This is a genomic window from Gordonia iterans, from assembly GCF_002993285.1.
GTDB lineage: Bacteria > Actinomycetota > Actinomycetes > Mycobacteriales > Mycobacteriaceae > Gordonia > Gordonia iterans.
This window is the reverse complement of record NZ_CP027433.1, coordinates 3489649-3503194: the sequence shown is the minus strand read 5'-3', so window position 1 is coordinate 3503194 and position 13546 is coordinate 3489649. Positions and strand designations below refer to the sequence as shown.

Annotated in this window: 1 protein-coding gene (cut by a window edge); it reads left to right on the top strand. The window is 66.8% G+C overall.

Annotation, left to right across the window (positions count from 1 at the left end; genetic code table 11):
- On the top strand, nucleotides 1–13508 hold the 3' portion of the coding sequence (locus C6V83_RS19155) for an amino acid adenylation domain-containing protein (RefSeq protein ID WP_456071340.1). The gene continues 544 nt to the left of window position 1, outside the view; only the last 13508 of its 14052 coding nucleotides appear in the window; its start codon lies beyond the left edge, outside the window; its stop codon occupies nucleotides 13506–13508.
- Nucleotides 13509–13546: the final 38 nt, after the last annotated feature.

Genomic DNA, 13546 nt, shown 5'->3' with positions numbered 1-13546 from the left:
GGTTGGCGCCGGTGCGTGCGGAGTCGGCGTTGTACACGTTGTTCACGTCGGGGTCGACGGGTGTGCCTAAGGGTGTGACGGTGTCGCATGGGGCGGTGCTGAACCGTTTGGTGTGGATGCGAGATGACTACACCCTGGGTGCGGATGCGCGGTTCTTGCAGAAGACGCCGTATACGTTCGATGTGTCGGTGTGGGAGCTCTACTTGCCGTTCCTCGTGGGTGCGCCCCTGGTGATCGCGCGCCCCGATGGGCATCGGGATCCGGATTATTTGGCGTCGGTGATCGCTGGCGAGCGGGTGTCGGTGGTGCATTTTGTGCCGTCGATGTTGTCGGTGTTCCTTGACGTGGTCGGTGACGGTGTTGCTGCGTTGACGTCGTTGACCGAGGTGTTCACTTCGGGTGAGGCGCTGGCGCCGGCGATCGCGCAGGAACTGCTCAGGGCATTGCCGTCCGCGGAATTGCATAACCTGTATGGGCCGACCGAGGCTGCGGTGGATGTGACTGCTGTGCGGGTGTTGCCGGGTGATGAGCTGGTCACCATCGGCCGTGCGGTCGCTAACACCACTGCTGTGGTTTTGGATGATCGTCTGCAGCCGGTTCCGGTCGGTGTCCCGGGCGAGCTGTATTTGGGTGGTGTGCAGGTCGCGCGCGGCTATGCTGCGGCGTCAGCTTTGACTGCCGAGCGTTTTATCGCGGACCCGTTCGGTGAGCAGGGTTCGCGCTTGTACCGCACTGGTGATTTGGTGAAGCGTCTGCCGGGCGGGGACATCGAGTATTTGGGTCGTACCGATTTCCAGGTGAAGTTGCGTGGTCAGCGGATCGAGTTGGGTGAGATCGAGTCGGTGATCGCGGGTGCGCCGGGTGTGGTGCATGCCGCGGCCGCCGTGGCCACGGCGCCTGCTGGTGGGGAGTTCTTGGTCGGGTATGTGTCGCCGGCGTCGGTGGATCTGGATGCGGTGAAGGTGCAGGTGGCGGCTGCGTTGCCGGAGTACATGCGCCCGAGTGTGTGGATGCTGCTCGATGAGGTGACGCTGAACTCGGCGGGCAAGTTGGATCGTCGGGCGCTGCCCGAACCGGATCTGTCTGCGACTGCGGCCGAGTACGTGGCGCCGGTGGGTGCGGCCGAAGAGGCTTTGGCTGCGGTGTTCGCCGATGTGCTGGGTGTGGAGCGGGTCGGGGTGACCGAGTCGTTCTTCGATGCCGGTGGTAACTCGCTGAGCGCGATGCGGGTGGTCGCGCGGGCCGGTGAGGTGCTCGGTGTGGATCTGTCGATCCGGGATCTGTTCGATCACCCGTCTGTGCGTGAACTCGCGGCCGCATCGGCCGGCCGTGCGCCGGCTCTGCCGCCGGTGACCGCTGTGGTGCCTCGGCCGGAGCTGGTTCCGTTGTCGTTCGCCCAGCAGCGCATGTGGTTCATCAATCGTCTGGATCCGTCGGCGCCGACCTACAACATTCCGGCTGCCTTACGGCTGCGCGGTGATGTTGATCAAGGTGCGTTGCGCCAGGCCATGCTCGACGTAGCGACCCGACACGAGGTACTGCGGACGGTGTTCCCGGACGTCGACGGTGTCCCGTTCCAGAACGTGATCGCCGTCGATAACCTTGACTCGCGCCTGGACTGGCGAGTGGTCGACACGATCGAGGATGTCTTCACCGACCTTGGTCGCGGGTTCGACGTGACCACCGAACTCCCGATGCGGGTGCGGCTGCTGGAAGAGGGCGACGATTCGGTCGCACTCGCCGTGGTGGTCCATCACATCGCCTTCGACGGTCAGTCTTTCGGTCCGATGGTGACGGACCTGCTGACGGCCTATGCCGCTCGCATCGGTGGCCAGGCCCCCGAGTTCGCGGCGTTGCCGGTGCAATACGCCGACTACGCGGTGTGGCAGCACGAGGTGCTCGGTTCACCCGACGATGCCGAGTCGATTCTGGGTAAGCAGCTGGCGTACTGGGAACAGTCGCTCGCTGGTGCGCCGGATGTGATCGAGTTGCCGACCGACCGCCCGCGTCCGGCGGTGTTCTCCTCGCGAGGCGACCAGGTGCAGTTCGCAATCCCCGCCGACCTTGGCGCCCGGATCGATCAGTACGCCTCCCGGTCGGGAGCATCGCGGTTCATGGTGTTGCATGCCGCGTTCTCGGCGTTGCTGGCTCGGATGTCGGGCTCGACCGACATCGTGTTGGGCACGCCGATCGATGGTCGGGGCGCGCGTGGGTTGAACGCCCTGGTGGGCATGTTCGTCAACACGCTGGTGCTGCGGACCCAGATCGATCCGGCGGAGTCGTTTGATCAGCTGATGGCACGCACTCGTGCGGGAGACCTGGATGCCTTCGGTCATGCTGATGTGCCGTTCGAGTCGATCGTGGATGCGATTGATCCGGTGCGCAGCGAGGCGTTCTCACCGCTGGTCCAGGTGATCCTGTCGGTCGACCCGCTGGCACAGGCATCCGACCAGAGTGTCGAGGTCGGCGACGTAGCGGTGGAACCATTCGACGGCGTTGGTACCCCTGCGCAGATGGATCTGAACCTGACGATCGTCAGCGGCGACGCCGTCGACTGGACGGGCCTGCTGACCTTCGCGACGGCGATCTTCGATCGTTCGTCCGTCGAGAAGCTCGGTGCTCGATTCGTGCGCCTGCTCGATGCGGTGCTGGCCTCGCCGACCCTGCCGGTGGGCGATGTGATGGTGATCGAGGAAGTCGAGTCGGTGGCGGTGCTTGCCGAGTCGGCCGGTCCGGTCGAGCCGATCTTGGATGAGACGATCGCTGATGCGGTGGCCGCGCAGGTGGCGGCCCGCCCGGATGCGATCGCTGTGGTGGCGGCGGAGCGTGAGTTTTCGTACGCCGAGTTCGGTGCGCGGATCGGCGAGTTGGCGCGGACGTTGATCGCGGCCGGTGTGGGCCCGGAGACTGCTGTCGGTGTGGTGATGGATCGCAGTGTCGAGTTGGTGACGTCGGTGCATGCGGTGATGGCTGCGGGTGGTCAGTATGTGCCGATCGCGATGGATTCGCCGGTCGAGCGTGCCGAATATGTGGCTTCGACTGCCGGCGTGCAGTTGGTGTTGGTTGCCAAGGGCGGAGAGGTGCCCGAGTTCGTGGCCGGCTTGAACGTTCCGGTCATCGAGGTTGATTGTTCGACCGAACTGGCTGCCGATGTGAAGCCGTTGGATCCGTCCGAGCGGCTGGCGCCGTTGCGGACTTCCGATGCCGCGTACACCCTGTTCACGTCGGGTTCGACGGGTCTGCCGAAGGGTGTGACGATTTCGCACGGTGCGGTGCGCAACTTCGTGTCGTGGTTCGATCAGACGGTTCCGGTGGGGGAGCAGCGTTTGTTGTTCAAGACTCCGCACACCTTCGATGCGTCGGTGTTGGAGTTGTTCTGGCCGTTGGTGGCGGGTCAGACGATGGTGATCGCTGATGCCGGTGGTGAGCGCGATCCGCAGTACCTCGCGGACGTGATGAATGCTGCTGATGTGACCGTGGTGCAGTTTGTGCCGTCACTGTTGGCGGCGTTTTTGGATGTCGTCGGCGACGATCCGCTGTTGCCGAAGCTGCAGGTGTTGTTCTCCGGCGGCGAGGCCCTGCCGCCGGCTGTCGCCAAGAGCTTCCGTCGTCGTGTGCCGCAGGCGAAGGTAGTGAATCTGTTCGGTCCGACCGAGGCCGCCGTCTACACGATGTCGGCGACATTGTTCGCGTCGGATGAGTCCTCGCTGGTTGAGCAGGGCGACGAAGGAGCCCGTGTCGAAACCGCCGCCCTCGACGTGGTGCCGATCGGTGTGCCGATGGCCAACACGACTGCGTTCATTTTGGATTCGCGACTGCACCCGGTGCCCGATGGGGTGGCCGGTGAGCTGTACCTCGGTGGTGTGCAGTCTGCGCGCGGTTACGCCTCGCGTCCGGACCTGACCGCTGAACGCTTTATCGCCGACCCGTTCGGCGAGGCGGGTTCGCGTCTGTACCGCACTGGTGACCTGGTGAAGCGCAACAGTGCGTCCGGTGAGCTCGAATATCTGGGTCGTACCGACTTCCAGGTGAAGCTGCGCGGCCAGCGTCTCGAACTGGGTGAGGTCGAAGCGGCGATCGCCGCTGTCGACGGTGTGGTCCATGCGGCCGCTCGTGTGGTCGAGGGTCAGGCTGGTGACCAGTTGGTTGGTTACCTCGCTTCCGCCACGGTGGATACCGATGCTGCGGCTGCAGAGCTGGCCAAGCACCTGCCTGAGTACATGGTGCCGACGGTGTGGGTGGCTCTGGAGCAGATGCCGCTGAACACGGCCGGCAAGGTGGATCGTCGTTCGTTGCCTGATCCCGAGTTCGCTGCTGCCGAATACGTGGCGCCGGAGACTCCGGAGGAGGAAACCGTAGCCGCCGTCTACGCCGACCTACTCGGCGTGGACCAGGTGTCGGTCACCGAATCGTTCTTCGACGTCGGTGGTAATTCGCTCGCCGCCATGCGTTTGGTCGCGCGGGTGAGTGAGGCCCTGGGAGTGCAGGTGTCGGTGCGTGACGTCTTCGACGCACCTTCTGTGCGCGAACTGACTGCGGCGGTCGCCGGCCGTGCTCCCGCATTGCCTCCGGTCACCAAGGCCGATCCGCGTCCGGCGCAGATTCCGCTGTCGTTCTCGCAGCAGCGCATGTGGTTCATCAACCGGTTTGATTCGTCGTTGCCGACCTACAACATTCTGGCGGTCCTGCGCATCGACGGGGCACTGACTGTCGCGGCGCTGCGGGCAGCCTTCGCTGACGTGGTGGTCCGGCATGAGGTTCTTCGTACGGTGTTCCCGGATGTGGGCGGTGTGCCGGTTCAGGTGATCGCACCGGAGTCGGCAGTGGCGCAGGAGTTGCCGTGGTCGCAGGTGGATTCCGAGGCCGAATTGATGGCTGCGGTCACTGCCGGTTTCGATGTCACCTCGCAGTGGCCGATCCGCGCGGTGATCTACCCTGCTGGTGAGAGCGAGTTCCTTTTCGCGGTGGTCGCGCACCATATCGCCGCCGATGGTGAGTCGATGGGCCCGCTGGTCACCGACGTGCTGACCGCGTATGTGGCGCGGGCGGCCGGCCAGGTGCCGCCGTTTGTGCCGTTGCCGGTGCAGTTCGCCGACTTCGCGATCTGGCAGCGTGAGGTGCTTGGTGCACCGGACGACGCAGGTTCAGTCCTGGGACGCCAGCTGGAGCATTGGCGTGCGCGGCTGGCCCAGCTGCCCGATGTGCTGGAATTGCCGGCCGACCGTAAGCGTCCGGCGGTGGCGTCCTACCGCGGTGCCGAGCTGCGCTTCGAGATTCCCGCCGAGGTGGCCGACCGGGTGGCCTCGATCTCCGCTGAGCACGATGTGACTCCCTTCATGGTGACCCACGCCGCCCTGGCGGTGCTGCTGGCGCGGTTGTCGGCCACCCAAGACATCGCGGTTGCCACCCCGGTCGCCGGTCGCGGCCAGGCTGAACTGGATGCGCTCATCGGCATGTTCGTGAACACGCTCGTGCTGCGGACGCAGGTCGACTCGGGCACGTCGTTCACCGAGTTGCTGCGCCAGGTCCGGAGCGTGGACCTGGACGCGTTCGCCCATTCCGACGTGCCGTTCGAGGCCGTCGTCGACGCTCTCGATCCGGTGCGCAGCGAGGCCTTCGCGCCGCTCGCTCAGGTGATGCTCTCGTTCGATCCGGGCGCCTCGATCCGCGGCGTGGACGCCGGTGTCGGTATCGGGGACCTCCAGGTCTCCGGTGTTGCCGATCCGTTCGTGCCGGCCCAGGTCGATTTGACCTTCCGCGTCCTTCCGGGTGACGAGGGCGCCTGGTCGGGCCTGGTGGTGTACGCCACCGATCTGTTCGATGAGTCGACCGCTCGATGGTTCGCTGAACGATTTGTGGCCTTCCTGGATGCGCTCACCGCCGACCCGGCCTCGGTTGTCGGTGACGCGGAGCTGTTGGATCAACGCGCTCGGGGTGAGGTGCTGGCAGTCTCCTCCGGGCCGGACGTGGAGAGTCCCGCGATCTCGATCGCATCGGTGGTGGCCGAACGAGCGGCGCATAACGCCGCGGCACCGGCTTTGGTATTCGAGGGGCGCGAAGTCTCGTACGCCGAGTTCGGTGCTCGGGTCGCGACGTTGGCGCGCGAACTGATCGCCGCGGGTGTCGGCCCGGATGTGGCCGTGGGTGTGTGCATCGATCGCAGCGTGGAACTACTGGTCGCCGTTCACGCGATCACCGCGGCCGGTGGCCAGTACGTGCCGATCGATGTTGAGGCACCCGCCGAGCGTGCGCGGGTGATGCTGGAGACCGCCGGCGCACGGATGGTCCTGGTGGCCGCTGGTGCTGTGCCGGAGCCGGTTGCCGATCTGTCCGGTGTTCCGGTGCTCGAGGTCGATGCGTCGGGCGAGGTTGATCTGTCGGTTGCTCCGGTGACGGATGCGGACCGGGTTGCGCCGTTGCGCGGTGAGAGCGCGCTGTACACCCTGTTCACGTCGGGGTCGACGGGTGTGCCGAAGGGTGTGACGGTGTCGCATGAGGCGGTGCTGAACCGCCTGGTGTGGATGCGCGATGACTACCGCATCGGTGACGCCGACCGATTCTTGCAGAAGACGCCGTATACGTTCGATGTGTCGGTGTGGGAACTCTACTTGCCGTTCCTCGTGGGTGCGCCCCTGGTGATCGCGCGCCCCGATGGGCATCGGGATCCGAATTATCTGGCCGAGGTACTCAAAGCCGAGTCGGTGTCGGTGGTGCATTTCGTACCGTCGATGCTCTCGGTGTTCCTCGATGTGGCCGGCCGACGCGTCAGCGACCTTTCATCGCTGCGCCTGGTGTTCACTTCGGGCGAGGCGTTGCCGCCAGCCGTCGCACAAGACCTGCTGGCCACCCTGCCGACGACCGGACTGCACAACCTGTATGGCCCGACCGAAGCCGCAGTCGACGTCACCGCCGCGGAGATCAAGGCGGGCGATGCGACGGTGACGATCGGTGGCCCGGTCGCCAACACCACGGCTCTGGTGCTCGACGACCGATTGCAGCCGATTCCCGACGGTGTGCCCGGTGAGCTGTACCTCGGTGGTGTGCAGATCGCGCGCGGCTATGCCGCGGCATCGGCACTGACCGCGGAACGCTTCATCGCCGACCCGTGCTCTGCGTCGCCGGGTGCCCGCCTGTACCGCACCGGTGATCTGGTGAAGCGCCTGCCGGGCGGAGAGATCGAGTACCTGGGTCGCACCGACTTCCAGGTGAAGCTGCGTGGTCAGCGCATCGAACTCGGCGAGATCGAAGCGGTGATCGCGGGTGCCCCGGGCGTGATTCATGCCGCCGCCGCTGTGGCCACGGCACCGGCCGGTGGCGAGTTCCTGGTCGGCTACGTCGCACCGGCCTCGGTGGACCTCGACGAGGTGAAGGCGCACATCGCCGTATCGCTGCCGGAGTACATGCGGCCGTCGGTGTGGACGCCGCTGGACGAGGTGACGCTGAACTCGGCAGGCAAACTGGATCGTCTGGCGCTGCCCGAGCCCGACTTCGGTTCGCTGCAGACCGAGTACGTGCCGCCGGCCAACGAGGACGAGGAACGCGTCGCGGAGGTGTTCGCGCAGCTCCTCGGCGTCGAGCAGGTCAGCGTCACCGAGTCGTTCTTCAACCTGGGCGGCAACTCCCTGGCTGCGATGCGCGTGGTTGCTCGCGTCGGTGAAGCGCTCGCCGCCGATCTGTCCGTGCGCGACGTCTTCGACGCGCCGACCGTGCGCGAATTGGTGAGCGCGGCCGCTGGCAGGGCACCGGCACTGCCACCCGTCACCGCGGTGGTGCCGCGGCCGGAGAACATTCCGCTCTCGTTCGCGCAGCAGCGCATGTGGTTCATCAACCGCCTCGACCCGGCAGCGCCGACCTACAGCATTCCCAATGCGTTCCGGTTGCACGGCGCCGTGGACTTGGCCGCACTGCGCCAGGCCGTCTCCGATGTGGTCGCCCGACACGAAGTCTTGCGGACGGTGTTCCCCGATCGCGGCGGCGTGCCGTGCCAACTGATCCTCGACGCCGACGAGGCCGATGCCCGGCTGGATTGGCGAATCGCCGATTCGATGGGCGAGATCGTCGCCGCGCTCAATCGCGGTTTCGACCTGACCACCGAACTGCCGCTGCGCGTGCGCGTGTTGGTCGAGTCCGACGATTCGGTGGCCGTCACCATGGCCGTTCACCACGTCAGCTTCGACGGGCAGTCGCACGGACCGATGGTGATGGACCTCGTCGCCGCGTACGCGGCCCGGGCCGACGGCCGGGTGCCGGAGTACATGCCGCTGCCGGTGCAGTACGCCGATTACTCGCTGTGGCAGCATGCGGTGCTCGGTTCGCCGGACGACGCTTCGTCGATCATGGGGCGCCAGCTGGCGTTCTGGGAGGACACGCTGGCCGGTGCGCCCGATGTGATCGCCCTGCCGACCGACCGGCCACGACCGGCCGTGTTCTCGTCGCGCGGTGATCAGGTGCAGTTCGTGATCCCGTCGGACCTGGGTGCACGGATCGATGAGTTCGCCACGGCGTCGGGTGCCACCCGATTCATGGTGTTGCACGCGGTGTTCGCAGCGCTGCTCGCGCGGGTGTCCGGCACCGGCGACATCGTGTTGGGTACACCGATCGATGGTCGCGGTCCACGTGGCCTCGATGCGCTGGTAGGCATGTTCGTGAACACGCTGGTCCTGCGCACTGAGATCGACCCGGCTGAGACGTTCGAGGCACTGATCGCGCGCACGCGGGCTGGCGATCTGGATGCGTTCGCGCATGCCGAGGTGCCGTTCGAGTCGATCGTGGATGCGATTGATCCGGTGCGCAGTGAGGCGTTCTCGCCGTTGGTGCAGGTGATCTTGTCGGTCGATCCGCTCGCTCAAGCCGATGGTGAGGGCGTCGCGGTGGGTGGTGTGCGCGTCGAGCCGCTCGGTGGCATGGAAACCCCGGCGCAGATGGACCTGAACCTGACGATCGTGGGTGGGGAGTCCGGCGACTGGGCGGGCCTGCTGACGTTCGCCACCGCGATCTTCGATCGCTCGACCATCGAGCAGCTCGGCGCCCGGTTCGTGCGCCTGCTCGAGGCGATGATCGCCGATCCGGCCGTCGTGGTCGGTGACGTGACCGTCGTCGATGCGCTGGAGCGCGATCGCGTGCGGGCCGCGTCGGCCGGTCCGGTGGAACCGATCCTGGACGAGACGATCGCCGATGCGGTGGCCGCTCAGATGGTGGCCCGCCGGGACACACCGGCTCTGGTCGCTTGCGATCGTGAGATCACCTACCGCGAGTTCGGTGCTCGCGTCGGCGAGCTGGCGCGGACGCTGATCGCGGCCGGCGTGGGCCCGGAGACCGCCGTCGCGTTGGTGATGGATCGCAGCGCCGAATTGGTGACGGCGGTCCATGCGGTGATGGCTGCGGGTGGACAGTATGTGCCGATCGCGACCGATTCGCCGGTCGAGCGTGCCGAATACGTGGCCTCGACCGCTGGTGTTCAAGTGGTGCTCATTGCTGCCGATGCCGAGGTTCCCGACTTCGTGGCGGGTCTGAACGTGCCGGTGCTGGAGGTCGATTGCTCCACCGAGTTGCCGGCGGAGGCCAAGCCGCTGGATCCGGCCGAGCGCCGTGCTCCGCTGCGGGCGACTGATGCCGCCTACACGCTGTTCACCTCGGGTTCGACGGGTCTGCCCAAGGGTGTCACCATCTCGCACGGTGCGGTCCGCAACTTCGTCTCGTGGTTCGATCAGACCGTTCCGGCAGGGGAGCATCGTCTGCTGTTCAAGACCCCGCACACCTTCGACGCTTCGGTGCTGGAACTGTTCTGGCCGCTGGTCGCCGGCCAGACGATGGTGCTCGCCGATGCCGGGGGCGAACGCGATCCGCTCTACCTGGCCGAGGTGATGAACCAGTCCGACGTGACCGTCGTGCAGTTCGTGCCGTCGCTGCTGGCCGTGTTCCTTGACATCGTCGGCGCCGAGCCGTTGTTGCCGAACCTGAAGGTCATGTTCTCCGGTGGTGAAGCGCTGCCGCCGGCGGTGGCCAAGAACCTCCGTCACCGGGTTCCGCAGGCCAAGCTGGTGAACCTGTTCGGTCCCACCGAGGCCGCGGTCTACACCATGTCGGCGGTTCTCGATGAGGTCGGTGCCGTGGTTTCCATCGGTACGCCGATGGCCAACACCACCGCCTTCATTCTGGATTCGCGTCTCCATCCGGTCGCCGATGGAGTGCCGGGTGAGCTGTACCTGGGCGGTGTGCAGTCTGCGCGTGGCTATGCAGCCCGCCCGGACCTGACCGCCGAGCGGTTCGTCGCCGATCCGTTCGGCGGCGCGGGTGCGCGTCTGTACCGCACCGGCGACCTGGTGAAGCGTCGTCCGTCCGGCGAACTCGAATACCTCGGCCGTACCGACTTCCAGGTGAAGCTGCGCGGTCAGCGCCTGGAACTCGGCGAGGTCGAGGCGGCCATCGCTGCTGCTCCGGGCGTGCTGCATGCGGCCGCCCGTGTGGTCGAGGGCCCGGCCGGCGACCAGTTGGTCGGCTACGTGGCTCCCGCCTTCGTCGACACCGACGCCGTGGCCGCCGAACTCGGCCGGCACTTGCCCGAATACATGGTGCCCACCGCCTGGGTGACCCTCGAACAGATGCCGCTCAACACCGCGGGCAAGGTGGATCGTCGCTCGCTGCCCGACCCGGTTCTTGAAACCGCTGAATACGTGGCCCCGGAAACCGATCCCGAGCGTGCCGTGGCAGAGGTCTACGCCGACCTGCTCGGCGTCGATCAGGTCTCGGTCACCGAGAGCTTCTTTGCGGCGGGCGGCAACTCGCTGGCCGCGATGCGCCTGGTGGCCAGGGTATCGGAGGCGCTGGGTGTCCAGGTGGCGGTGCGCGATGTGTTCGACGCCCCGTCCGTGCGCGAGCTGGTCGTCGAGGTCGCCGGGCGAACCGCGCCGCTACCCGCCGTCACCGCGGCAGATCCGCGACCGGACACGATTCCGCTCTCTCGCGCGCAGCTGCGCATGTGGTACCTCAACCAGGTTGATCCGACCTCGTCGATGTACAACATCCCGATGGCCGTCCGTCTCACCGGAACCATCGACGTCGAAGCGCTCGTCGAGGCGATCCACGATGTGCTGGAACGTCACGAGGTGCTCCGGACGATCTATCCGGCGACGGGCGCCACACCGCGGCAGCAGATCCTGTCGCCGGCGCAGGCGCGCGAGCGCTTCGACTGGGCCGAGGCGACTTCCCTGGAAGAGCTGGCCACCGCGGCGTCCGCTGGATTCGATGTGTCGATCGAGCTCCCGATCCGCGGGCGGATCCGGCGCGGCGACGACGGAGACGTCGAGTTGGCGATCGTGGCACACCACATCGCCTTCGACGGCGAATCCACGCCCGTCCTGCTCAAGGACGTGCTCGCCGCCTACGCGCGGCGGGTCGATCCGGCGGTGCCGGCACAAGCGGAGCTGGCCGTGCAGTACGCCGACTTCGCGCTCTGGGAGCACGACGTGCTCGGCGACGTCACCGATCCGGACTCGCCCCTGAGCCGGGAGAACGCGTACTGGCGAGAGCAGCTGCGTGCCCTGCCCGAGGTCACCGACCTGCCGATGGACCGGCCGCGGCCCGGCGTATTCGACAGCCGCGGCGATCTGGTCCGCCTGACCCTCGACGATGACCTCGCGGCACAGGTCGACGAGCTATGCCGGGTGTACCGGGTCACGCCGTTCATGGTCACCTACGCGGCGCTGGTCGTGATGATCGCGCGGCTCGGGGCCACTTCCGACGCCGTGGTCGCCGCACCGACGGCCGGGCGCACCAGCGCTGCGATCGACGATCTGGTCGGCATGTTCGTCAACACGCTGGTACTCCGCGCCGACGCTGCCCCCGGCCGCAGCGTCGACTACCTGCTGAGAGAGGTGCGTAAGGACGTCCTCGACGCATTCGCCAACGCCGATGTGCAGTTCGACGAACTGGTCGAGATGCTGGCGCCGCCGCGATCGACGGCGTACTCGCCGCTCGCGCAGATCGCCTTCACCTACACCGAACAGCAGAAGGTCGACGGCCCCGTCTCGGTGGGCGACATTCAGGCCGAGCCCGTCGACGTGGGCGGATATGTGGCGAAGTTCGATCTGATGGTGATCGCCGAGGGACGCACCCCGCACACTCCGATGTCGGTCGGTTTCCTCTACTCGACGGCGCTGTACGACAAGCGCACCGTTGAGGGCTTCGCCGAGACCTACCGCCGGATCCTCACCGCGATCGTGGAAGATCAGCGCATCGCCATCGGTGACATCGACATCGTCGGCCGCCGCGGAATCCCCGCGGGGCAGGAGCAGCCTGAACCGCAGGCCGGTGCCGGAGGCGACGTCGAGGAGGGCACCCTCGTCGAGCTCCTCGCCCGGCGAGAACTCGACGGGTACCACCCAGCGCTGATCAGCGATGGCGAAGAAATCGACTACGACGAGTTCGAGGTCCGGACCAACCGGGTCGCGCGGGCACTGCTCGCCCGCGGTGTCGCAGCCGACGACGTGGTCGCCATCGGGATACGCCGGTCGATCGAATCGGTCGTGGCGATGTGGGGCGTCGTCAAGGCGGGCGCCGCGTACGTCGCAGTCGATCCGGACCGCCGAGACCACCTCGCCGAGCTCGTCGGCGATAGGACGGTACGACTCGCCGTCACCCGGTCCGTCGACGTGGATGCGGAAGGTCTCAGTGATGGTGTCTGGCTCGACCTCGATGAGCTGGCCTGCGAAGCCGCGTCCGATGATCCGATCAGTGACGCCGAACGTAACGGACCGGTACGTCTAGCGAATCTCGGCTACCTGGCCGGGGTGGCGGAGATCGGGCCGGTGGCGGTGACGCAGGCCGGGATGGTCGACCTCGTCGAAGCCTTCGGGAAGGTGACCGGCTCGCTGGAAGACGACCCGGACACCCGGATCCTGCACCTCGCGCGCCCGGATTCCGGCCGGGCGTTCGTCGAGACGGCCTGGGCGATCATCATGGGTCACACCCTGGTGATCGTGCCGGACGGCAGCGAATCGGGCGACGACCTCGGCGAGGTTCTCGAGACCGAAGAGGTGACCGATCTGCTGGTGTCCCCGGCGGACCTCGACGGCGTCGACCCGGACAGCGCCGAATACGTCCGGACCCTGATGTTCAGCGGATCGAGATATTCGGACGAACTCGTCGAAGAGTGGTCGGCTCGCGGCCGCAAGCTGTTCGGCGTCTACGCCACCCCCGCGCTGCCCGGATACGGGACGCGCGCTCGTCTGACGGCCGGCAAACCGGTCACCGTCGGACGCCCGATCGGGGGAGTCGACGTGCGATTGCTCGACGACACCCTGGCGCCGGTGACTGACGGCGAGATCGGGGAGCTGTACCTCACGGCGGAGGCCTTGGCGCGCGGCGAGGCGAATGCTCCGAGGCGTACCGCGACCCGGTTTGTGCCCGATCCGCTCGGTGAATCGGGTGCCCGGATGTATCGCACCGGCGACCGTGCGCGATATGTGAAGGGAGACCTGGAGATCGTCACGGACGAGACGGAAACATGATCTCGTCGCGTCGAAGCAGTCGATCAGCCGACTGTTTC